We start from the raw sequence: 22,974 nt of genomic DNA, 5'->3' as shown, positions 1-22,974 counted from the left end.
CTTCCGTGGCTTAACGCACGATATCTTCATCGCGGTCGTTGAGCTCGGGTAGTGCAATTTGCCGTGAGGGCGCGTTATCCAGTCGATCGCCATAATCAGCGCTGACATCGGGCAGGCTGGTAAACTGGCCATCGACGAACAAAAAGCTCAGGTGTTTTTCCACCTCGGCCAGTAATTCGTCCACTTCCTGCTCCGTTTCTCCCCCGGCATCTTTACCATCAAGCTGCCAGCGATAACGATCGCCCACTCTTTCCGCACCGCCAATATCAACGATGTGGCCATCGATATTTTCCACCAGTAAACGCTGACGGGAATAATAGAGTAAATAGGGCATCCGATCGCGATTGTTTTCTGACATAACATAACTCCTTCATGACGTTACCACGGTTAGCGCAGAAAATAATAGCGAAACGCAAATACTGCCCAATATACCGCGTTCAGACCTAAATAAGCCCAGCACCCCCAATAAGCCACAGGCTCGCGACGGGTGCGCAGTTTAGGTAAGAAAGCCAGTAAATAACCGGCTGCAGCAATAAGCGAAACGAAATAAAGTAGTTTCATGCGCTCTCCTGAATTTATTATCGTCTGATAAGCATAGTCAGGATAAATAAGGTTGGGGATAGCGCAGGACATTCTTATCGGTGGCGATGGCAAAGATAACGGACGTCAGCCAATCAGCGCTTTAGCTTTAGCGCGAATCTCACTCAGTTCCTCGGCGGTCACATGGCTTTTTTTCACCACTTTTCTGGCGCGCCAGTCGATGGAGGTGACCTGATCGGCCAGCGCCACACTATCACGGCTACCGGTAAGGGAAACTTCAAAAGGATAGCCTTTGACCTGGGTGGTACACGGGACGCACAACAACATGCCGACCTTGTTGTTATAGGCAAAGGGACTCAGCACAACCGCAGGACGATGGCCGCCCTGTTCATGGCCAAAGGTGGGATCAAAATCCAGCCAGATGAGATCGCCTGCATCGGGAACAAAACGTGACACCATCAGATTCTTTCCTTGCCCACTGAAGGTCCAAAATCAATTTTATCATGGACGTTATCGTCGGTGATCTCGTCCAGCAGAGCGTCCAGTGAATACACCTTTTCCCTGAGCGGCACAAGGATCAGCTTGCCATCTTCAACGCTGAGTTCCAGTTTATCGTCCACGCTAAGCGACGCGGATTGCATCACGCTGGACGGAATGCGAATCGAGGGACTATTGCCCCATTTCTTTAAGGTGACGGTCGTCATAACAGGCCTCCGAAGAATGTGTATACATTGTATAGCCGTGATGATGTTGATACAACGTATAAACACCTTCAGCCTGACATGTTAAGAAAGCGGCAGGATTCAGCGCGCCGTTAACTGTTGCAGCGCCGCTGCGCTGGCGGCATCATCCGGCACATACACCAGCAGGCGGTCGCCGTTGCGTGACGCCGACCACCAGTTGTTCTGGCGCAGCGTCATTTCGCCCACTTCGGCACGGTAAAAGCGTTTCACGCGGTTTTCTACCTTGCCCAGTTCGTAGCGCTGCCAGGTGCGCGCGAACTCATCGGAACTGTTCAGCAATCGCGCCAGGAAGCTCTCCCAGTGCGGATCGCCCAGATGCTCGCCCATCTGACCGCGAAACATCGCCACCATCTGTGGCATTACTTCGTCCCAGTCGGTCATCACGTTGCGCCAGCCGGCATGGTTGAACGCCAGCCAGATACAGTTGCGATCTTCCGGCGCGATCTGGGCTAAATCGACGCCCATCAGTGCACACCACGCCTGGTTATAGCCGAGGATATCGAAGCGCGGCGTTTCGATGATCGCCGGCAGCTGAATGGCATCCAGCATTTGCTGATTATGTCCGGCGAGTTTGCAGCAGGCAGCGGCGACGCGCGTCGATGGCAGGGTGTGTCCGGCCAGCGAGAAAAGATGCTGCGTCTCAACATCATTGCATTGCAGGGCGCTGGCGATGGCCGTCAGCGTTTTGGTGGAGGCTTTGATATCGCGCCCCTGTTCCAGCCAGGTGTACCAGGTGACGCCGACATCCGCCAGCTGCGCTACCTCTTCACGGCGTAAACCCGGCGTGCGGCGCTGACGCATGCGCGGTAAACCGAGGCGGTTAGGATCCAGGCTCTCACGGCGCGTACGTAAAAAGGTACCGAGTAATTTACGGTTGTTCAGCTCAGCGGGGGTAAGGGTTTGCGCGGTGCTCATCAGCAGCTCTCCAGACGAGACGGGTAGAATTTATACCATGATAATCAAGAACTGGTACCCGTTTAATGGTTAGGTGATGCTATGCCGTAGTGAAACTAAAAACAAGGTTAACGCTATGCAGACATCGCAACTTCAACGTGCAGGACTGGTGGTCCTGCTGGCCGGGCAGCTATTGCCGATGATCGACTTTTCCATAGTCAACGTCGCGCTGGATGCGATGGCGCAATCGCTGCGTGCCTCGCCGATCGCGCTGGCGCTGATCGTGGCGGTGTACGGTATCGCTTTTGCTATTTGTCTGGCGATGGGCGGACGCCTGGGCGATAACTTTGGCCGCCGTCGCGTGTTTCTTGCCGGCGTGTGGATCTTTGGCATTGCGTCATTATTGTGCGGCATCGCTAACAGCGTCGGCATGCTGATGTTTGCGCGCGCGCTGCAGGGCGTCGGTGCCGCTTTTATGGTGCCGCAGATTCTCGCCACGCTGCACGTTACGCTGCAGGGCAGGGCACATGCGCGGGCGATTGGCCTGTACGGCGGTATCGGCGGGCTGGCTTTTATTATTGGCCAGGTGCTGGGCGGTTTTTTGATCAAAGCCGATATTGGCGGCTACGGCTGGCGCAGCGTGTTTCTCATCAACCTGCCGATCTGCCTGTTCGTCCTGCTAACCGCGCGCCGCTTCGTGCCGGAAACGCATAACCTCAAGCGCGTGCCGGTGGATGTGAGCGGTACGCTGCTGCTGGCTGGCGCGATCGGCTGTCTGATGCTGGCCCTGGCACTGGGGCCGCTGCTGCACTGGTCGTGGCCGTGCCTGTTACTGCTGGCGCTGTTTCCGTTGTTTCTGCATCGACTGCGCCACAGCGCGCTGCGACTGGAAGCCGCTGGCGGATCGCCGCTGCTGCCGCCCTCGCTGCTGCGTCTCTCCAGCGTGCGTTTTGGTCTGACGCTGGCGGTGCTGTTTTTCTCCTGCTGGAGCGGCTTTATGTTCGCGGTGGCGCTGACGCTGCAATCCGGCATCGGCATGACCGCTTTCCAGTCCGGCAACGCGTTTATTGCCCTGGGCGCGGCCTATTTTATCGGCTCAATGCGTACTACCCGCATGGTTGAGCGCTATGGTAAACGTGCCACGTTACTGTCTGGCTGTGCGATTCAGATGGTCGGCCTGGTGGCGCTGATCGCGACGCTGCAACTGAAGTGGCCGCAGGTGGGCGTTGCTACGTTGATTCCGGCTACCGCGCTGATTGGCTTTGGCCAGTCGTTTATTGTCAGCACCTTCTACCGCATAGGCATGAGCGGGGTGCCGCATCATCAGGCCGGCGCAGGCAGTGCGGTGCTGTCTACCGTGCAGCAATCGGCGCTGGGACTGGGACCGATGCTGCTCGGCGGCGTGTTCACCCAGATCAATCAGCATGGTAATCATCTGGCAGCCATCAGCGGTACGCTGGCGGTGGAATTGCTAATGATGGCACTGCTGGTGGTGCTGACCAGCGTCAATCGTCGGACGTTCCAGCCGGTGACGGCTGAAGGCTGACGCCGGAGGGAAAAAGTCAGCCCGTCTGGTCACCGTAAACCCTGATCCTGCAAGGTAATAACAGGTTTTTGGGCCGGGTGCGCATTGATGCGCCCCGGTACCTGAAAACCGCTTCGCGCTTACTTTTCCGCCAGGCGTAAACCACTTTCGGCATCGAACAGATGAATTTTTTGCGGATTGAAACCGATGCGCAGCGTCGCGCCGCTGCCGGCTGCATGCCGGCCGGCCATCTGCATATGCAGCGCATGACCGTGCCAGTCAAGGTGCAGCAGAGTTGATTCCCCGGTAATCTCCACCACGTTCACCCTCGCAGGCGCGCCGTCCTGCACTTCGCACAGATCGTGCGGGCGCACCCCCAGCGTCACGGCAGCGCCTTCACGTTCCCGCGCCACCGCCTGCCACTGCGCGGGCAGCGGTTGCCACCAGTCCTGACACTGCACGCCCGGCACGCCGTCATGCGTCAGCAATTGTGCCGGTAACAGGTTCATGGGCGGCGAACCAATAAAACGCGCCACAAAGGTATCTGCCGGACGATCGTAGATCGTCAGCGGTGCGCCCTGTTGCACGATGCGTCCCTCTTTCATCACCACAATCTGGTCGGCCAGCGTCATCGCTTCTACCTGATCGTGCGTGACATACACCATGGTGGTTTTGAAACGCTGATGCAGCGACTTGATCTCGGCGCGCAGCTCCATGCGCAGCTGGGCATCAAGGTTAGAGAGCGGTTCGTCAAACAGAAACACCTGCGGATTACGCACCATGGCGCGGCCCATCGCCACGCGCTGACGCTGCCCACCCGAGAGCGCGCGCGGGTAGCGCTGCAGCAGCTTATCAATGCCAAGAATCGCGGCGATACGCGCGATTTTCTGCTGCTGCTCATCGCGGCGTACCTTTTTCACCTGCATATGAAACGACAGGTTTTCGGCCACCGTCAGGTGCGGATAGAGCGCATAACTCTGAAACACCATCGCAATGTCGCGATCGGCGGGATCGCGATCGTTAATCTGCACCTTATCCATCAGAATCGCGCCGTCGGACAGGCTCTCCAGTCCGGCGAGCAGGCGCAGCAGCGTCGACTTGCCGCAGCCGGACGGGCCGACCAGCACGGTAAAACTGCCGTCGGGAATGGTCAGGTCGAGCGGATGCAGCACCGACTGTTTACCGTAGCGCTTGGCCACTTTAACGAGTTCAACACCGGCCATAATTTAAAACTCCTGTGCGCATAGTTGCAGTTGTTGCCAGTCGGGATAGCGACGTGGCTGCGTGCTGATTGCCAGTGAGGCCACCGCAATGCCCCATTGCAGCGCGGTGGCAAGCTCCTGCTGATGCAGCAGCGCGGTAAGAAAACCAGCGTTAAAGCTGTCGCCGGCACCGATGGTGTCGACCACCGCGACCGCGCGACCAGGCTGTTGCAGGCTGCGCTGACGCTGCCAGCAGCCCGCGCCCTGCGCACCGCATTTCACCACGCAGCCGCCGCGCCCGCTGAGCCGTTGCGCCAGCAGGTGCGCGCCGGTGTGCAGATCATCTGTGCCACTCAGTCCGAGCGTTTCGACTTCATTGAGCAGCAGCCAGTCGCACTGCGGCAGCCAGCGGGCGATCTGCGCGCGTACCTCATCGCTCCAGCCCTGCGGCGGCCAGCCGGTATCGACGGCGGTGATAAACCCGCGCTGCTGCAGTTCGGCCAGCAACTGCGGATAGTCGTCATACAGTTGCAGGCAGAGAAACGTGCCGCACAACAGCACGATATCGCTGCTGCTGGCTTGCGCCGGGAGCTGGCTCAGCACGTCCTGCGCGCTGAGCCGCACAATGTGACCGAGATTGCTGAGGAACGATCGCTCGTGATCGGAGTGCGTAACGCCAACGGTGAGCGAGGTTTCGCAGGGGTAGCGTGTCCAGTGCGCCGCGCTGTGCGGAAAATGGCTCGCCAGCCATGCGCTGAGGCCATCATCGCCCTGATTAGCGACGGCGCGATGGCGCACCTGCATCGCTTCCAGCGCCAGTGCGCAGTTGCCCGCCGAACCGCCCGGACGCAGCTCACTGTGCTGCAGCATCACTTCGGTGCCGCGCTGCGGCCAGCTGTCCAGCGTACCCATGATGACATCGACATTGATATTGCCCACCACGTAGAGCGTGGCGCGGGCTTCCTTATTGCTCATCATCCTTTGCTCCCGCCACTGGCAAGGCCGCTGACCAGCGTTTTTTGCAGCCAGATAGCGATAAAGAGAGGAGGAACCGACGCCAGAATACCGACGGCGGCAATCAGCCCATCGTCAGTGGCGCGGCCTGCGGTAAAGCCGGCAATGGTGACCGGCAGGGTTTGTGCGGCGATGTTACTGGTGAACAGCAGGGCGTAGAAAAATTCATCCCACGCCAGCAGCCAGCCAAACAGCGCCGCCGCGCCCAGCACCGGTTTCGCCAGCGGCAGCGTAATGCGCAGCAGCACCTGCCAGACGCGCAGACCATCAAGACGCGCGGCCTGTTCGATATCCTGCGGCAGGGCATCAAACTGGTTTTTCAGCATCCAGGTGAGAAACGGCAGAATCAGCGAGCAGTACACGATGATCAAACCGGGTCGGGTGTTGAGCAGATCGAACTGCTGCAGCAGAAAGTAGAGCGGCAGCACAAACGCCACCGGCGGCACCATATAGATGGCCAGAGACGCGAACAGCCAGCCGTCACGGCCGCGATAGCGCGAGAAGCTGAACGCCGCCGGGATCGCCAGCAGCAGGCATACCAGTGTTGCGCCGGTTGCCACCAGCAGGCTATTACCCAGCGCATGTAGAAACAGCGCGCCGGGCTGGCCGGGTTCCAGCGAGATCAGCCTGCCGTAGCGGCTGAAATCCCACTGGCGCGGCAGCCACTCCAGCGGCACGCGTGTCAGATCGCTGGTGGCGCTGACGCTCATCAGAAACAACCAGCCCATCGGTGCCACGACAGAGAGCGCCACCAGCAGCGCCGCCGCGTATTTAGCGCAGGTACGCAGTTTAACCTTCATAGGCACTTCCCCGACGGCGCTGCCGCCACAGTAATAGCATGTAAAGGGTGATCAGCACCGCGCACAGCAGCGTCATTAACATGGCATAAGCCGCACCACTGCCGGCGCGCAGGTAGCTGAAGGATTCCTGATAGACGTAAAAGCTCAGCGTTTTGGTGCTGTCGACCGGACCGCCGCGCGTCATTACATAGATGATGTCGAAGATCTTAAAGGCGTCGATGGTGCGTAACACCAGCGCCACGCTGAGCGATCCGACAATCGCCGGAAAGGTGATGGCACGAAAACGCCGCCATGCCGATGCGCCATCCAGCCGTGCCGCTTCGTAAAGATCCTCCGGCACCGACTGCAGCGCCGCCAGCACCAGCAGCGTCACCAGCGGATAGTTTTTCCAGATGTCGGCAAACATTACTGCGTTGAGCGCGGAAGCCGGCGACCCCAGCCAGCTGCGGTAGCCATCAATGATACCGAGCTGCGTCAGCAGGGCGTTGATACTGCCGTAGTCCGGATTGAAATTGAGGCGCCACATCATGGCGTTCACAATGGTTGGCAGCGCCCACGGCAGAATCACCAGCACGCGCAGCACGTTACGTCCGGCGAATTTCTGGTTGAGCAGCAGCGCAACCAGCACGCCGATGACGCCTTCAATCGCTACCGACACCACGGTGAAGTAGAGCGTGCGCCACAGCGAGGTTTGAAAATCCGCATCGGTAATGGCGTAGAGATAGTTCTCCAGGCCAATCCATTGCGGTGCTTCACCGCCGCTGCCAATCAGCGCGGCATCGGTAAAACTCAGCCAGATAGTGCGCAGCAGCGGCCAGGCGGTGAGCAACAGCATCACCAGTAGCATGGGTGACAGCAGCACCCATGCTTGCCGTTGTTCGCGTTGACGCAAACTCAGCATACTGACCCCTTAACGCAGACGCGCCGCACTTTTGTCTACCGCCTGCATGGCTGCTTCCGGTGTCGCGCTGCCGACCAGAACCTGTTGCAGCTGCTGCTGCAGGGTGTTGGAGAGACGTGAGTAATCAGCGGTTTCCGGACGCGACAGCATGACATTCAGCGATTTGTCGGCAGCAGCGATCAGGCTCTCCTGATTCTTACTGACCGCGGGATCCTGGTAGGAGCTTTTCCAGATCGGCAGACTGAGCGTGGCGTATTTATTCTGTACCGGCTGCGAAGTCATGTAACTGATGTACTGCCACGCCTGATCCGGATGGCTGCTGCCTTTGGCAATGCCCAGACCCATCGAACCGTTGACCGCGCCGAAACGATTGGGCGCATCGCCGGGTGCGGGCATGATGCCAACCTGGCCGGCGACTTTACTCTGCTTGGCATCGTTGGCCATGTTGTACATGTAGGTCCAGTTGAGAGCGAAAGCCGCATCGCCGTTGGAAAAGGCTTTGCGCACGTCCTCTTCCAGATATTCGCGCGAAGCCGGGTTGGTCAGACCCTCATCGAGCGAGCTTTTCATCAGCTTCACCGCCTGCAGCGAGGCTGGCGTAGAGAAATCGAGCTTACCGTTGTTATAGAATTTGCCGCCGAAACCGGAGACCAGCGTGGTGTAGTCACACACCAGCGCTTCCGCCTGTGACCAGCTCCATACCAGCGGATATTTAACGATATTTTTCTGCTTAATGATGCGCGCATCATCCATCACCTGCTGCCAGGTTTGCGGCAGATCTTTGATGCCGGCTTTTTCCAGCATCGCTTTGTTGTAGTAGAGATATTTGGTGTCGAGGATCCACGGCATGCCCAGTGTTTTGCCTTTGAACACCACGGTGTTCATTGCGCCGGGGAAGATTTTCTCTTTTTCATCTGCGCTGATGCGGCTGCTGACATCCTGCAACAGGTCGAACTTGCTGAATTCCGCCGGCCAGATGGCATCAAACAGCACCACATCGTAACCGTTGCCGCCCGCGCCGCGTGCCGCGACGATCTTATCGTGCAGCGCCTCGTAAGGAACAAACTCCAGATTAACCTGCACGTCCGGGTGCGCTGTCTGAAACGCCTGGGTCATGGCGCGGATATCGTTTTCACTGTAGGCCGCCTGCGTCATAAACAGGGCGTTAAGCGTAGTGGTAGCCGCTGCCGCGCTGCCCGCGCAGGCGAACAGTACGGCGGCAAAACAACCTTTCATCTGATTTTTCATTGCGTTCTCGCCTTCATGCAGTAGAGGGTGTTTAATTAAATCAATTTGATTGATTTAATATCGCGCACAGATTGCCAGCGCGCAGTGGCTGACAGCAGTGAGCTAAAGCAAGGGACGTGCCAGGGCAGAAAACAACGCTGCCATCCGACACTACTTTGCACAGATTTTTGCCGCTGTCAGGTAAACAGGTTGTAAAATGTGTGGCCGATCATAGATATTGAGGCGGCGGTCGGCTGCGGTGGTTAAAAGAGGGAAGCGAGCAGGATGAAAACGTCGGGAACCAATCTGGAACATGCGCGCGCGCACAATCGTCGGGTGATTATCGAAGCGATACGCCTGCACGGTGAGCTGACCCGTGCCGAGCTGGCGCGACTGACCGCGTTAACGCCGCAAACCGTCTCGAATATTGTCGCTGAACTGGAGCAGGCGGAACTGCTCACCAGCCGTCAGCCGCGTAAGCAGGGCCGCGGTCAGCCGGCGATTCCGGTCACCCTGAATCCGGCCAGTGCGTTTTCCATCGGCATCCATCTCGACCATCAGACGCTACTGATTGTGCTGGTGGACCTGACAGGTGAAATCCATTTTCGCCGCCTTATTATGGTGCAAAAACCGCAGCCGGATGCCACATTAGCGCGCATAGCCGGGGTGCTGACGGAGATCAAACAGCAGACCGGGCCGCGCTGGCAAAAAGTGCTGGGTATTGGCGTAGTGATGCCGGGGCCGTTTGGTGTGGAGGGTATCTCGTCAATGGGGCCGACCACGCTGCACGGCTGGGAGGATGTCGATATCGCGGCGCGTCTCGCTGAGATGAGCGGACTGCCGGTCACGCTGGAGAATGATGCCACCGTCGCGGCGATTGGCGAACGCTTTCACGGCGTGGCGCGTCATCTTAATTCCTTTATTTATCTGTATATTGGTACGGGCCTGGGCGCGGGCATCATCATGGATGGCCATGTGTACAGCGGCCATGCGCACAACGCCGGTGAAGTGGGGCATGTGGTGGTGGAACCCGGTGGACGTGAGTGTTACTGCGGCAATCACGGCTGCCTGGAGCGTTATGTTTCGCTGCAGGCCGCTTACGAATTCTGCGGGCTGGACCCAATGAGCGCGCTGCCGGAAGATTTACTGCAGGTTGATCCGGCACTGTTTGATCGCTGGATCGATACCGTACTTACGCCGCTGCGCCAGGGTATTAACATGCTGGAATGTATCTTTGATGCCGAGAGCGTGATTATCGGCGGCATGATGCCAGCGGTGTTGCTGGATAAAATTATCCAGCGCCTGCCGCCGCTCTACCAATCGGTGCGCGGCCGCTATCTGACCGGCACGCGACTCAAGACCGGCATGACCGGCAGCGACACCGCCGCCCTGGGCGCAGCGGCTCTGCCAATTTTTGATGAGTTTAATCCGCAGTTCCAGGTGCTGATGAAGTGAAAAACGCGGCCAGCATTTTACCGCATCACCCAGTGTCCGGCGCTCACTTCCTGATAATGCCGTGTTTCCGGCACAAACCCATTGGCGCGCACCGGGCTCTTCAGCTCGCTGACGTCCACGTGCCGTTTTAAATGGCGGCGCGTCGGATCGGGCACCGGCACCGAAGCGAGCAGTTTTTGTGTGTATGGGTGCTGCGGATTCTCAAAAATAGCCGCGCGCGGTCCAATCTCAACAATCTCTCCCAGCAGCATCACCGCCACACGATGGCTGATGCGCTCCACTACTGCCATATCATGCGAGATAAACAGATACGACAGATTCAGGCTGTGTTGCAGATCGAGCAGCAGATTGATGATCTGCGCTTTCACGGTGACATCAAGGGCGGACACCGACTCGTCGGCAATGATCATTTTCGGATCGAGCATCAGCGCACGGGCAATGCAGATGCGCTGACGCTGGCCGCCGGAAAATTCGTGCGGATAGCGTTTCAGCATAGTTGCGGGCAGGCCAACGCGCGTCATCAGTTCGGCCGCTTTGCTCTGTGCAGCGGCCTTACTGCCCAGCCGATGCTGTAAAAAAGGTTCGGTGAGGGCTTCAAGGACTGACATGCGCGGGTTAAGGCTGGCAAACGGATCCTGAAAAATCATCTGCATGGCGCAGCGCAGCTTGCGCAGTTCTTGCCGGGAGAGGGTGAGCACGTCGCTGCCGTCAAAAGCAATCTGCCCGGAGTTCGGCTGCACCAGCCGCGTTAGCGAGCGGCCGGTGGTGGATTTGCCACAGCCGGATTCGCCGACCAGCGACAAGGTTTCACCCGGCAGCAGATCAAACGAGATATTCTCCACGGCGTGCACCGCACCGGTTTTACGGCTGAACAGCCCTTCGTGAATGCTGAAGCGCGTGCTGAGGTTCTTCACCGACAGCAGCGGCGTTTGCCCTTGTGGCGTCTGCCGCGCCTGCGCCACCGGCGCTTCGCCGTTGAGCGCAAACTTACGCGGTCCATCGATGCCGCTCATGGCACCCAGCTGCGGCACGGTCGCAATCAGAGTGCGGGTATACTCTGCCGCCGGGGCTGAAAAAATCGCGGCGGTGCTGCCGGTTTCCACCATCGCGCCCTGATACATCACCAGCGTGCGGTCGGCGACTTCTGCCACCACGCCCATATCGTGGGTGATGAACAGTACGGCGGTGCCTTCCTCCTCCTGCAGGGTCTTGATCAGGTCAAGGATTTGACCCTGAATCGTGACGTCGAGCGCCGTGGTCGGCTCGTCAGCAATTAGCAGTTTTGGACGCAGCGCCAGCGCCATGGCGATCATCACGCGCTGACGCATGCCGCCGGAAAAGTGGTGCGGGTAATCACTGAAGCGTTTGGCCGCGTTGGGAATTCGCACTTTCTCCAGCAGCCGGATGGTCTCCTCGCGGGCGGCGCGTGCGCTGATTTTGCGGTGCGCGATCAGCGCCTCAGCGATCTGGTGACCGATAGTGAACGACGGATTAAGGCTGGTCATCGGCTCCTGGAATATCATCGCGATGGCATTGCCACGGATATCGCGCATTGCACGTTCGCTCAGCGTGAGCAAGTCCACGCCGTTCAGCAGCACTTTGCCGCTGATACGTGCGTGACGACTATTCAGCAGGCGCATGATCGCCATCGAGGTAACGCTTTTGCCTGAGCCCGACTCACCCACAATCGCCAGCGTTTCGCCGGCACCGAGGGTAAAAGAGACGTTTTTCACCACCTCACGCCAGCGGTCATCACTGCGAAACGCGACGGTGAGATTTTCGATGCTCAGCACCGGCGGGTCAGCGCGATTCATTGTGCCGCCACAAAGCGCGCCGAGCGGGTGCTGACCGGCACAAAGGTAAAATCGGTATTGAACGGATAAGCCGGCTGCAGCTTGCGTTTCCGCACCAGCCGTTCAACATACTGATCGACCACACCTTCCGACAGCGCCATCAGGTTGGGATTGGCAATCGGCGCCAACTCGGGTGACAGGTAACCGGATTTTACCACCACAATTTTTGCCTGGCGCGGATCGAGTCCGAGCAGGGCGAAATCCGCCAGGTTGTGGTAAGGCCGACGCCGATCGGCAACCACCACGGTGATGCCCGCAATCTTCAGCAGCGCCTGACGGGCAACCGAACGGGCATCATCACTCAGCCGCAGCACCTCAAACTCGCCGCTGACTTTGCCGCCAGCAGGATCCAGCGTGGCACCGATAGTCAGGGACAGTTGGGCGCCGACGCCCGCGGCGAAGGCCGCCTCCGTGGCCGGTTTATCGGTAATGCCGGCAACGATGACATCCTGCGCATTTTGCCGCAGCAGTTCGGCCAGTACATCGCCCCGATCGCCCACGCCGCCGCCGGTCGGGTTATCACCGGAGTCGGCGAGAATCACCGGTCCGCCAGGGCTGGAAATCGCCATGCGTACGCACTCTTCAGTACTGCCGGTCACGCAGCCAAACACAAATTGCTCACGCGCCTGCCAGTAAGCCAGCGCCAGTTTGGCCGCCTGCTCAGACAGCACATCGGCATCGGTACCGGTCATGATGGCTGCCGCCGTGGCGCGTGGCTCATCCGCCCAGACATAGCCAACCATCAGCGAAGCATCCCAGATATGTTCAAGTGCGTTAATCCCGGGCAGGCTGGCGTAAAGGCTTTTGGCCGGTTCATCTTCCGTGCTGGTGCGCTCGCCTGGCAGCACCACGGGGATCGGTGCCCACACCACACCCGGTCGGATGCCGCTTTGCAGGCTATTGACCAGCATTGAGACGGAGCGGCGCATGGTCTCTTCCACATCGATATGCGGTGCCGTGCGGTAGGTTGAAAACATATCGATCGCGTCGATGATGCGCTGCGAGACATTGCCGTGCAGATCGTAGCTGACGCTAATCGGACAATCGGGCCCGACCAGCTCGCGCGTCGCGCTAATCCAGTCGCCTTCCGCGTCTTCCATTCCTTCGACATAGACCGCGCCGTGCATCGCCAGGTAAACGCCATCCACGGGCAAATACGCTTCGAGCCGACGGAGAAACTCCTGTTTGAAGGCATCATAGGTCACACGTGCCACCGGTCCACCGGCAATGGCGCGGGCGTGAAAGGTCGGCAGAAATTCGGCCGCGTAATCCTGCAGAAAGGCGAAATAGGGATTGGACGTCATCGTTTCACCGCGCACGATGCGGAAGTCGTCGGCGTAATTGAGCACCGGATTCCAGGTACTGCATTCAGTATGAATTCCACCATAGGCAATGCGCATAACAGACTCCGCTAGTCGGGTAAGTGAACGATAAAACGGTAAGCCGCCACACTGGCTGCGGCGCGGGCCCAGCTCAACTGATCAATCGCCATGCTGGCGATGGGCGTCTTACCCATAATTGAAGGCAACACGTGACTATCTACCGCCTGCATCACCACGGTTCTGAGCAGGCCGTCGAATGCATCCGGCTGATGGGCGATGACAATCATCTCCGGATCGTTCATCTGAATGATATTGGCGATGGCGAGGCCAAGTGCGTCACCTGCCTGGTGCAGAATGGCGATCGCGGCGCTATTGCCTTTTACCGCCAGCGCTTCCAGTTCGGCAACGCTGGTGCAGGGCAGCTGTTTGTCACGCATGCTTTCACGCATCGCAGTGAGCGATGCCAGCGTATCAAGGCAGCCGCGTTTGCCGCAGCGGCACGGACGCCCGCCGGGCTCTACGGTACAGTGAGCAATTTCACCGGCCCCACCGTGCGCGCCGCGGTGCAGCTGCCCCTGAAAGAAGTGCGCGGAGCCAATGCCGTCGCCGTGGGAAATCAGGGTGAAATTCCGTGCCTTTTTCGCCACGCCGAAAATCTTTTCGCTGACCGCCAGAGCTTTGGCATCGTTTTCCAGTGACACCTCCAGACCGGTTTGCGCGTTAAGCAGTGCCGCCAGCGGGACGTTTTTCCAGCCCAGCAGGGCAGACTGAACGCACACCGCCTGGTTTTCATCCACAAAGCCGGAAAGCGTGACGCCCAGCCCGATAAGCTGGTCGGCGGAGATGCCTTTTTGTGCAAGCAGACCGGGGATGGCGGCGGCCAGCGCACCAGCCAGCAGCGCAGGATCGGGATTCAGCGGCATGTGGGTGCTGGCCAGGATGCGGCCGTGCATATCTGTCAGCACCAGATACACATCGTCACCGAGCAACGACGCACCGAGAAAATAGGCGCTGTCGGCACGCATTTTTAATAACACCGAAGGCCGACCCTGACCGTTACTTTCCGGAATGCTCTCCTCAAGCAGTCCTGCGCTAAGCATCTCTTTGATTAATGTGCTGATTGCGGCTTTACTCAGCTTCATTTTTTCCGCAATTGCCGTGCGGCTCATGCCATGCGAAGAAATTAATAAACGCAGAATTTGTTGCTGATGAGCATTAAGCATCCGGGTTCTCACGGCACAGGCTGTATTTGGCCGACAATAATCAGCCGTGAAAACAAATTCAAGCGTATTTAGTTTATTTTCTGAATGCAGATCGAATTATAAGTAAAATATATGAACTGACATCTTGGCTTTTGTTTGCAGAGTGTGCCTTATATAGCGTCGAGCCCGTTCTTCTGCTGCCGTTAACACATCCAAAGCGTATGGCAGGCGATGGCGCGCATTGACGGTCAGCTGCCTGCCGGGCAATGACTCTTCACTCTTTGTCACTGATTCACTGAGGCCTTCATGCAAAGCACACTCAAGCATTTCAGGGTACTGACACTTGCCGCGGGTATTCTGGCGTCGTTTTCCAGCGCATCGGTTTTGGCTGCTCAGCTGGTCATTATGCAAAACGAACCGCCGCGCAGCATGGACCCGGGCAATCAGACCGCGACCTTTACCGGCACGGTGCTGGACCCGATGTATGAAGGCCTGACGCGGCTCGGTGACGATGGCAAAATCATGCCGGCCCTGGCGCTCTCCTGGCATGCCGACGACAGCGGACTGCACTGGGAATTTACGCTGCGTCCCAACGTTAAATTCCACGATGGCACGCCATTTAATGCCGATGCGGTCGTTGAAAACTTTCAGCGTCATCTTGATACGAAGCGCGGTCTCGCCGGAAGTGGGAAAATTCGCACCTTTATTCAGGACGTGCAGAAAAAAGATGACTTAACCGTCACCTTTACACTGAAGAAAATTAATCCGGCGTTTTTAACTGTGCTGGCCTCCGGTCCGGGATTAATAGTGAGTCCACAAGCTGACAAAGCCGGCACTATCAATAATAAAGCCGACGGTACCGGACCCTATAAACTGGCGCAGTATAAATCCGGTGAATTTGTCCTGGAGCAGAAGAATCCGGACTATTGGGGCAAGTCTGCCGGGCCGGACGAAATAAAATGGACCTGGAGCAGTGAGCCGTCAGTCATGAATATGGCGCTGCAATCCGGTCAGGTCGATATTATTAACCCGGTGCCGCCGCAATTTGCCGGCATGTTAAAAAATAATCCCGGCGTGCAGTTAAAACAGTCGCCGGGCGCGGCGGTATTCTGGATCGATCTCAATACGCAGAGTAAAGCCCTCAGCGATGTCAGAGTGCGCCAGGCGCTGAACTTCGCGACCGACCAGCAGGCGCTGGTAAAAGCGGTGATGTTTGGTTATGCGCAGCCGGCCAATTCCCCGCTGGCGCCGGTCGATGCCAACTACGACAAAGCATTGCATGACTATCCGTACGATGTGCAGAAAGCCAAAGACCTGCTTAAGGCAGCAGGCTATCCCGACGGCTTCGCCATGTCGATTGCCGTGCAGGCACCCGACGCACGCACTGCGCAGGTTCTGCAGGGTATGTGGAGCAAAATTGGCGTCAAGCTCAGCGTGCGCCAGATGGAGAGCGGCGTATGGGCCAAAGCGGCGTTTGCCGATGCCAAAGAGAAAGCCGCGCAGGGTACGGACGCGGTGCTGGCGTCCTGGTCTTCGGGGCTGTACGGCTCGGATCTGCAGTTGCGTCCGCTGTATCACAGCAGCAGCTTTGCGCCCGGCGGGGCTAACCTCGGCTTCTTCAGCGACAAACGTACCGATGAGCTAATCGATAGCGCCGCCTCCACGCTCGACGATGCCCAGCGCAAAGCGCTCTATTTCCAGGCACAGCAGCGGATCAGCGGACTCGCCCCGCAGGTGCTGCTCTACTATCAGGATGATCTGTATGCGACGCGCAAAAATATCAGTGGCGTGACAATGCAACCGGGCGGCCAGATTGTGGTCCGTGATGCCGTGAAAAAATAGTGCTGATGGCTGATTGATATGAAAGCGTATGTCGCAAAAAAGGTGCTCTCGCTGCCGTTGATTATCTTCGGTGTGTCGATCATCGTGTTTATCGCCATCCGCGCGCTGCCGGGCGATCCGGCACGCCTGATGGCCGGCCCGGAAGCGCCGCAGGAAGCGGTGGACAGTATGCGCGTGCGGCTCGGTCTGGATCAGCCTTTGCCGCTGCAATACGTCAGGTTTGCCGGTGAAGCGCTGCATGGCAATCTTGGACTGTCGCTGCAGTCGCAGCGGCCAGTGATGACCGAAATCAGCGAACGCCTGCCGTACACGCTGTCGCTGGCGGCGCTGGCGTACCTGCTGGCGATTGCCATCGGCGTGCCGGCGGGCATGACCGGGGCCATTTACCGGCAGCGCATTCCCGATCAGATCGTCATGGTACTGACCATTGCCGGTGCCTCGATTGCGAACTTCTGGCTGGCGTTGCTGGCGATGAACTACTTTGCGGTTCAGCTCGGCTGGCTGCCGCTACTCGGCGCTGATTCGTGGCGCAACTATGTGATGCCGACCGTGACGCTGGCGATTCTCCCGATGGCGATGATCGCGCGGATGACGCGCTCCAGCATGCTGGATGTGCTCAGTCAGGACTACATCCGTACCGCCAGAGCCAAAGGGTTATCGTCGGCCAGCGTTAACTGGAAACACGCGCTGCGCAATGCGCTGATACCGATTGTCACCATCGTCGCGCTGAATTTTGGCAGCCTGATCGGGGGTGCAGTGGTCACTGAGTCGGTGTTTAACTGGCCGGGTATTGGCCGCCTGTTGGTGGATTCGGTGAAATACCGCGATTATCCGGTGATTCAGGGCGTAACGTTAGTGGCGGTAACCGGCGTGGTATTGATGAATCTGGTGGGTGAGATAGTGATTGGCCTGCTCAACCCGAAAATAAGGTTCGACTGATGAACAGTTTCGACACGTCTCTCCAGCCGCCGCCCGCGCGCCGCCGCCAGATCGTGAGGTTTTTGCTTGGCAACCCTTCCATCACGACCGGAGGCGGGCTGGTGCTGCTGGTGGTGCTGGCTGCCCTTTTAGCACCGCTGATCACTCACTGGGATCCCATCGAGCAGGATCTGTTGAACACGTTGCAGGCACCTTCCGTTGCCCACTGGTTCGGCACCGATGATTACGGCCGCGATATTTTTGCCCGCGTCATTTATGGCGCGCGCATCACGCTATTTGAGGTGAGTCTCAGCGTGGCCATCTCAATGGCGATCGGCATTCCTCTGGGCATCATCTCGGGGCTGGCTGGACGCAAAATTGATGCGCTGATCATGTGGCTGATGGATATTATTTTCGCCTTCCCCGGCATCGTACTGGCGATTCTGATTGTCAGCGTGCTCGGCGAGGGGCTGACAAACATGCTGATCGCCATTTCGTTGTTCTCGATCCCGGTGTATGCACGTCTGAGTCGCAACCTGACGCTGGGACTGAAAAATATGGAGTATATCGAAGCGGCGCATATGCTTGGCGTGCGATACCCGCGCATTATCACGCACTATATTCTGCGCAACGCCATTGGCCCGCTGATTGTACAGTCGACGCTGACGGCTGGTGCGGTGGTGCTTTCTGCCGCCAGTCTGTCGTTTCTCGGGCTCGGCGTGCAGCCGCCGATGCCGGAGTGGGGCACCATGATGAGCGATGGCCGCAACTTTCTCGGGCTAAATATTTACGTCTCCCTATTTCCCGGACTGGCGATTTTGATTACCGTGCTCGGTTTTAATGTGCTGGGCGACGGCCTGCGCGATGTAATGGATAAACGTTTATGACTCACCCGCACTCAACCGTGATCTGCCTCGATTTGGGCGGCTCCTTTATTAAGCTTGGCGTGATGGATGCGCAGGATCGGCTAACCCTGCTCGATCAGCAAAAAATCCCGGCGACGGACTGGCAGGCTTTTTGCGCCAGAGTCAGCGAGATGATCGCCGGGCAGCATAACCATTTCAGCAGCCAGGCGGCTGTCGCCATCTCCACCGCGGGGATTGTGGCACCGCAAACCGGCGAAATGTTTGCCAGTAACATCCCGGCTTTTCACCGGCGTAATCTGGCGCGGGAGCTGGGTGAGGTGCTGCAGCGGCCAGTGGTCGCACACAATGACGCTGACTGCTTTGCCCTGGCCGAGGCGCTGGCCGGCAGCGGCAAAGGGCACAAAGTGGTGTTTGGCGCGATTCTCGGTTCCGGCGTGGGCGGTGGTCTGGTGGCGGACGGCCGCATTATCACCGGACAAAACGGCCTGACCGGCGAATGGGGCCACGGGCCGATTACCCTCACGGAAGTGACGCTGGCGCATGGTCGCGTGCGCGTGCCGCGCCAGGCGTGTCCGTGCGGCCAGACAGGGTGTCTGGACACCTACGGCGGCGCGCGCGGACTGGAAACGCTGCATCAGGTGCTGCACGCTGAAAGCGCCAGCAGCGTGGAAATCATTGCCCGCTGGCAGCAGGCAGAAGCGCGGGCGCAGCAGACGATAGAAGCCTGGCTGCAACTGGTGAGCGAGCCGCTCGCCTACACCATTAACATTACCGGCGCGTCGCGGGTGGCGGTAGGCGGCGGACTGGCTTCGGTCACCCCGCTGATTGCTGCGCTTAATGATGCGGTGCAGCGCTGTGTGTTGCGCAGCACAGCGCATGCGCTGGTGGTGCCGGGCGAGTTTGCCCACCAGGGCGGCATGGTGGGCGCGGCGCTGCTGGCGCGGCAGGCGCTCAGCGCGTCCTGAGCTTTTGCCCTTTCGCCCGTTGCAGGCGCTTTTCGGTTACCGTGTTGCGCTCAAGACTTCGTTGAACCCGATTCAACCTTAAATGCGCTAAGCTTGACGCGCTAAAACCCGCAGCAAAGAGGCTGTTGAACAGACACTGTCGCCAGCCTCTTTGCTGTTTTTTCACCTGCGGTACGGAAAAAAACATGTCATCAGTACAACCTCAACTCTCTCAGCTCCCGGACGAGGCCTCGCTGCCGCGTCACAGCGTGCCAAAAGCGCTGTTCGCGCTGGGCACCGGCGGATTTGCCATCGGCACCGGTGAATTTGTCATCATGGGCCTGCTGCCCGATGCGGCGAAAGGCCTGAACGTCACCATTCCTGAAGCTGGCCATCTCATCAGCATTTATGCCCTCGGCGTAGTGATTGGCGCGCCGCTGCTGGCTATTCTCGGCGCGCGGGCTTCACGGCGTAATTTCCTGATGACGCTGATGGGCCTGTTTGCGCTGGGTAATCTGCTGAGCGCTGTCGTGCCGGGCTACCCTGCGATGCTGGTGGCCCGCTTTCTGGCGGGCTTTCCCCACGGCACCTTCTTTGGCGTGGCGGCGCTGGTGGCGGCAGGACTGGTGGAGCGCGCGCGGCGCGCGCAGGCGGTGTCGATGGTGCTGCTGGGATTAACCATCGCCAATCTGATTGGCGTACCTGCCGTTACCGCCATCGGCCAGTGGTTTGGCTGGCGTGATGCGTTTGCCATTGTTGGCGGACTGGCGCTGCTGACGCTGCTACTGGTATGGCTTTGGGTACCCAATATGGCCGGTGATAAGCAGGCCAGTCCACTGCGCGAACTCTCGGCGCTGACGCGCAAGCAGGTCTTGCTGACGCTGGCGATTGGCGCGATTGGCAGCGGCGGCATGTTCTCGGTATTCAGTTACGTTAAACCCACCATGATGGAACTGGCCCACCTGCCGGAGAATCTGGTACCGGCGATACTGGCGCTGTTTGGTCTTGGCATGATTATCGGCAACCTTGTCGGGGGACGTCTGGCCGATCGCGGGCTGGAGAAAACCATCCGCATTGTGCTGGTGTGGTCGCTGCTGGTATTGAGCGCGTTTGTCTTTGCCGCGCATTATGCGCTGGCGGGCGCGCTTAACGTGATGCTGGTCGGTACCATGGTGGCGCTGGGAAGCGTGCTACAAATCCGCCTGATGGACGTGGCCGGTGATGCACAAACCCTGGCGGCCGCGCTTAATCACTCGGCGTTCAACATTGCTAACGCGCTGGGGGCGTGGCTCGGCGGCATCACCATTTCCGCCGGGCTGGGCTGGCAGTCCACCGGCTGGGTTGGGGCCATTCTGTCCGTGCTGGGGCTGCTGATTCATGCCATTGCGGTGCGCGATGCGCGCCGGACGCCGGCGCTGGTCATAAAATAATTTTTACCGCGCGGGAATAAACGCCGCGCTGGTTCGTCTTATGCCCACTTTTCCTTACTGAGTTGGCTAAGATGAACTTCAAACCTACGGTCAGACATCTGCCGTTGTTACTGCTGGTGGTCATTATTCCCGGATTACTGCTGGTGCTGTTTCTTGCTGCAGGCGGTTGGCTGACGCCGCAGCACCTCAGTGCGCAAAGTCTGGTGCAGTCGCTGCAGCAAAACAGCGGTGTGCATCCGGGATACCGGCGCAATCATGCCAAGGGCGTGTGCGTTACCGGCGATTTTACCTCCAGCGGCAACGCGGCGTTTCTGTCACGCGCCAGCGTTTTCCAGCCGGGTAGGGTGCCGGTGATTGGCCGCTTTGCCATTGCCGGCGGTAATCCGCACGCGCCGGATTATGGCGTGCCGGTGCGCAGCCTGGCGCTGGAATTTCAGCTGGCGCACGGCGAGCAGTGGCGTACCGGCATGAACGCGCTGCCGTTTTTCCCGGTCAGTACGCCGCAGGCTTTTTACGATCAGCAGCAGGCCAGCCGACCGCTGCCGCAGACCGGCAAGCCTGATGCGCAAAAGCTGATGGCGTTTACCGTTGCCCATCCCGAAGTTAAACCGTTCTTTGCCTGGGTAAAAACCCACATACTGGCCGCCAGCTGGGCACAGGAGCAGTACAACAGCCTGAATGCCTTCCGCTTTACCAATGCGCAGGGGGAAACGCGCTTTGTGCGCTGGAGTCTGGTGCCGCGTACGCCATGGCAGCCGATTAGCGCCGCTCAGCAGCAGCCGGATTATCTGCAGAGCGACCTGCACGACCGCCTGGCGACCGCACCGCTGAAGTGGGATCTGGTGATCAGCGTGGCTCACCCCGGCGATGCGGTGAACGATGCCAGCAAGGTGTGGCCAGCCGATCGGCAACAGGTTGTTGCCGGTACGCTGACGCTGCGCGACAGCATCCCGCAACAGGGCGGCAGCTGCAATGACATCAATTACGATCCGCTGATTCTGCCGCAGGGCATCAGCGGCTCGGACGATCCGCTGCTCAACGCGCGCTCCGCCGCTTACGCAAAATCTTTCAATCTGCGCACGGCTGAACAGGCGCACCAGCAGGAGAAAAAATCATGAGTCACCAGACAACCCTGTTTCATCCGCTGCTGCGCATCGTACACTGGTTGATGGCGCTGGCCGTGCTGACCATGCTATTTATCGGTGTGGCGATGGTGGCGGATATCTCGGCTGCCCATTCACTGCTGCTGGCGATACACAAACCACTCGGCGTGGCGATCGCGTTGCTGGTGGTCGTGCGTATCGGGCTGCGGCGTTACTATGGTGTGCCCGCCATGCCCGCGTCGGTGCCGGGCTGGCAGCAAACGGTGGCTCATTTGACCCATCTGGCGCTCTATTTACTGATGCTGGCGCAACCGCTGGTAGGCTGGGCGATGCTGTCGGCAGGCGGGTTTCCGGTGACGATTGGCGAAGGTCTGGTGCTGCCGCCGCTGCTGCCGGTTAGCGTGGAAAGTTATGCCGTGCTGCGCCCGTTACACTCGCTGCTGGCGTTTAGTCTGTTCGCGCTGATCCTGGCCCATCTGGCTGCCGCGCTGCTGCATGGTCTGATTTTACGTGATGGCGTGCTGAGTAGCATGACCGGCCTGCGCCGGGTGCGAGAGCAAAAATAATGTCTGCATTGAGCGATGACGAAATCCGCGCATTACTGCCGCATTTGCAGCGTTTTGCGCTGGGGCTGACGCGTGAGCGCATGGCCGCTGAGGATTTGGTACAAAACACGCTGGTCAAAGCACTGGACGCGGCGCGCGATGACACGCGCAGTCTGCGTGCCTGGCTGTTTTCCATTCTCTGGCATCAGTTTATTGATGGCGAACGCCGCCGCAAGCGTTGGCAGGCGATTATGACGCTGTTCAGCCGCGCCGAGCCTTTTGCCGAGTCGGCTGAGCATCACGCCATCGCCGATGAGATGCTGGCGCTGTTCGCCCGTCTGCCGGCTGACAGTCGCGCATTGTTGCTTCTGGTTAACGTGGAAGGCATGCGTTATCAGGAAGCGGCTGACACGCTGAACATTCCGCTGGGCACCGTGATGTCACGGTTGTCGCGGGCGCGAAAACAGTTGCAGCACATGACCGAAGGCCTGCCGGCCCCGGTGACGTTGAGGAGATTAAAATGAATATCCCGCCCGATGAGAACCAGCTGCACGCCTGGCTGGATGGTGAACTGGATAGCGCCAGCCATCAGGCCGTCAGCGACTGGTTGGTGCAGCATCCTGACATCGCCGCCCAGGTTGAGGGCTG

At 58.9% G+C, this 22,974-nt stretch carries 23 protein-coding genes; 10 read left to right on the top strand and 13 right to left on the bottom strand.

Annotated features, from left to right (window positions below; translation table 11 throughout):
* Positions 1-10 precede the first annotated feature (10 nt).
* From FT726_RS15575 to FT726_RS15555, 5 genes are all read right to left on the bottom strand, one after another.
* A complete protein-coding gene (locus FT726_RS15575; RefSeq protein WP_288423574.1) occupies positions 11-358 on the bottom strand; it encodes a hypothetical protein in 348 nt (115 codons plus the stop codon).
* A 29-nt stretch (positions 359-387) separates the two neighbouring features.
* Positions 388-561, bottom strand: coding sequence for a hypothetical protein (locus FT726_RS15570; protein WP_021508895.1), 174 nt, complete (start codon positions 559-561; stop codon positions 388-390).
* 105 nt (positions 562-666) lie between these two features.
* The gene (gene mazF / locus FT726_RS15565) at positions 667-999 is read right to left on the bottom strand and encodes an endoribonuclease MazF (protein WP_346303042.1); all 333 of its coding nucleotides are present in this window, start codon (positions 997-999) and stop codon (positions 667-669) included.
* On the bottom strand, positions 999-1,244 hold the full coding sequence (locus FT726_RS15560; RefSeq protein WP_058770344.1) for an AbrB/MazE/SpoVT family DNA-binding domain-containing protein: 246 nt from the start codon (positions 1,242-1,244) through the stop codon (positions 999-1,001). Before FT726_RS15560 ends, mazF begins: the two co-directional genes overlap by 1 nt.
* 99 nt (positions 1,245-1,343) lie before the next feature.
* Positions 1,344-2,198, bottom strand: a complete 855-nt coding sequence (locus tag FT726_RS15555; protein ID WP_282995597.1) for a helix-turn-helix transcriptional regulator — start codon at positions 2,196-2,198, stop codon at positions 1,344-1,346.
* Positions 2,199-2,313: 115 nt separating this feature from the next.
* On the opposite strand from FT726_RS15555, the gene FT726_RS15550 reads away from it, so the two are divergent.
* Positions 2,314-3,723 carry an MFS transporter gene (locus FT726_RS15550; protein ID WP_288423569.1) on the top strand — a complete coding sequence of 470 codons (1,410 nt, stop codon included), beginning with the start codon at positions 2,314-2,316 and terminating at the stop codon, positions 3,721-3,723.
* Positions 3,724-3,842: 119 nt separating this feature from the next.
* Here FT726_RS15550 and FT726_RS15545 read toward each other — a convergent pair whose 3' ends face one another.
* From FT726_RS15545 to FT726_RS15525, 5 genes are read right to left on the bottom strand one after another with little or no spacing between them, the layout of a single operon-like run.
* Complete coding sequence (locus FT726_RS15545; protein WP_346303041.1) at positions 3,843-4,925, bottom strand: sn-glycerol-3-phosphate ABC transporter ATP-binding protein UgpC; 1,083 nt, start codon at positions 4,923-4,925, stop codon at positions 3,843-3,845.
* 3 nt (positions 4,926-4,928) lie between these two features.
* Entirely contained in the window at positions 4,929-5,879 is a 951-nt protein-coding gene (locus FT726_RS15540) for a carbohydrate kinase family protein (protein WP_407075073.1), read from the bottom strand.
* Entirely contained in the window at positions 5,879-6,718 is an 840-nt protein-coding gene (locus FT726_RS15535) for a carbohydrate ABC transporter permease (protein WP_021508900.1), read from the bottom strand. The genes FT726_RS15540 and FT726_RS15535 overlap by 1 nt, the downstream gene beginning before the upstream one ends.
* Positions 6,708-7,619 carry a sugar ABC transporter permease gene (locus FT726_RS15530; RefSeq protein WP_346303039.1) on the bottom strand — a complete coding sequence of 304 codons (912 nt, stop codon included), beginning with the start codon at positions 7,617-7,619 and terminating at the stop codon, positions 6,708-6,710. Before FT726_RS15530 ends, FT726_RS15535 begins: the two co-directional genes overlap by 11 nt.
* Before the next feature lie 9 nt (positions 7,620-7,628).
* Entirely contained in the window at positions 7,629-8,867 is a 1,239-nt protein-coding gene (locus tag FT726_RS15525; protein ID WP_125310206.1) for an extracellular solute-binding protein, read from the bottom strand.
* 264 nt (positions 8,868-9,131) lie between these two features.
* Here FT726_RS15525 and FT726_RS15520 point away from each other — a divergent pair, with 264 nt between their 5' ends.
* Positions 9,132-10,301: an ROK family transcriptional regulator gene (locus tag FT726_RS15520; protein ID WP_288423561.1), complete on the top strand. Its 1,170-nt coding sequence runs from the start codon at positions 9,132-9,134 to the stop codon at positions 10,299-10,301.
* A gap of 17 nt (positions 10,302-10,318) precedes the next feature.
* On the opposite strand, the gene FT726_RS15515 is transcribed toward FT726_RS15520, so the two are convergent.
* From FT726_RS15515 to FT726_RS15505, 3 genes are read right to left on the bottom strand one after another with little or no spacing between them, the layout of a single operon-like run.
* Positions 10,319-12,115: an ABC transporter ATP-binding protein gene (locus FT726_RS15515; protein WP_346303038.1), complete on the bottom strand. Its 1,797-nt coding sequence runs from the start codon at positions 12,113-12,115 to the stop codon at positions 10,319-10,321.
* Complete coding sequence (locus tag FT726_RS15510; protein ID WP_346303037.1) at positions 12,112-13,554, bottom strand: M81 family metallopeptidase; 1,443 nt, start codon at positions 13,552-13,554, stop codon at positions 12,112-12,114. Before FT726_RS15510 ends, FT726_RS15515 begins: the two co-directional genes overlap by 4 nt.
* Before the next feature lie 11 nt (positions 13,555-13,565).
* Complete coding sequence (locus FT726_RS15505; RefSeq protein ID WP_058781055.1) at positions 13,566-14,699, bottom strand: ROK family transcriptional regulator; 1,134 nt, start codon at positions 14,697-14,699, stop codon at positions 13,566-13,568.
* A gap of 285 nt (positions 14,700-14,984) precedes the next feature.
* Between FT726_RS15505 and FT726_RS15500 the strand changes: the two genes are divergently transcribed.
* The 8 genes from FT726_RS15500 to FT726_RS15465 all read left to right on the top strand — a co-directional run bounded on the left by FT726_RS15500 (position 14,985) and on the right by FT726_RS15465 (position 22,850).
* Positions 14,985-16,520, top strand: a complete 1,536-nt coding sequence (locus FT726_RS15500; protein WP_346303036.1) for an ABC transporter substrate-binding protein — start codon at positions 14,985-14,987, stop codon at positions 16,518-16,520.
* 18 nt (positions 16,521-16,538) lie between these two features.
* Complete coding sequence (locus FT726_RS15495) at positions 16,539-17,459, top strand: ABC transporter permease (RefSeq protein ID WP_021508908.1); 921 nt, start codon at positions 16,539-16,541, stop codon at positions 17,457-17,459.
* Positions 17,459-18,325 carry an ABC transporter permease gene (locus FT726_RS15490; protein ID WP_288423547.1) on the top strand — a complete coding sequence of 289 codons (867 nt, stop codon included), beginning with the start codon at positions 17,459-17,461 and terminating at the stop codon, positions 18,323-18,325. Before FT726_RS15495 ends, FT726_RS15490 begins: the two co-directional genes overlap by 1 nt.
* Positions 18,322-19,269, top strand: coding sequence for an ROK family protein (locus FT726_RS15485; RefSeq protein ID WP_288423544.1), 948 nt, complete (start codon positions 18,322-18,324; stop codon positions 19,267-19,269). Before FT726_RS15490 ends, FT726_RS15485 begins: the two co-directional genes overlap by 4 nt.
* A 185-nt stretch (positions 19,270-19,454) precedes the next feature.
* Positions 19,455-20,678: an MFS transporter gene (locus FT726_RS15480; RefSeq protein ID WP_346303035.1), complete on the top strand. Its 1,224-nt coding sequence runs from the start codon at positions 19,455-19,457 to the stop codon at positions 20,676-20,678.
* A gap of 71 nt (positions 20,679-20,749) precedes the next feature.
* Complete coding sequence (locus FT726_RS15475) at positions 20,750-21,796, top strand: catalase family peroxidase (protein WP_346303034.1); 1,047 nt, start codon at positions 20,750-20,752, stop codon at positions 21,794-21,796.
* On the top strand, positions 21,793-22,347 hold the full coding sequence (locus FT726_RS15470) for a cytochrome b (RefSeq protein WP_058781059.1): 555 nt from the start codon (positions 21,793-21,795) through the stop codon (positions 22,345-22,347). Before FT726_RS15475 ends, FT726_RS15470 begins: the two co-directional genes overlap by 4 nt.
* Positions 22,347-22,850, top strand: coding sequence for a sigma-70 family RNA polymerase sigma factor (locus FT726_RS15465; protein WP_104187560.1), 504 nt, complete (start codon positions 22,347-22,349; stop codon positions 22,848-22,850). The genes FT726_RS15470 and FT726_RS15465 overlap by 1 nt, the downstream gene beginning before the upstream one ends.
* Positions 22,851-22,974 lie beyond the last annotated feature (124 nt).

The organism is Pantoea sp. Morm, assembly GCF_016643525.1.
In the GTDB taxonomy this organism is placed as follows: domain Bacteria; phylum Pseudomonadota; class Gammaproteobacteria; order Enterobacterales; family Enterobacteriaceae; genus Pantoea; species Pantoea dispersa.
The sequence above is the reverse complement of the archived record's forward strand: the minus strand, read 5'-3'. Positions and strand labels throughout refer to the sequence as shown.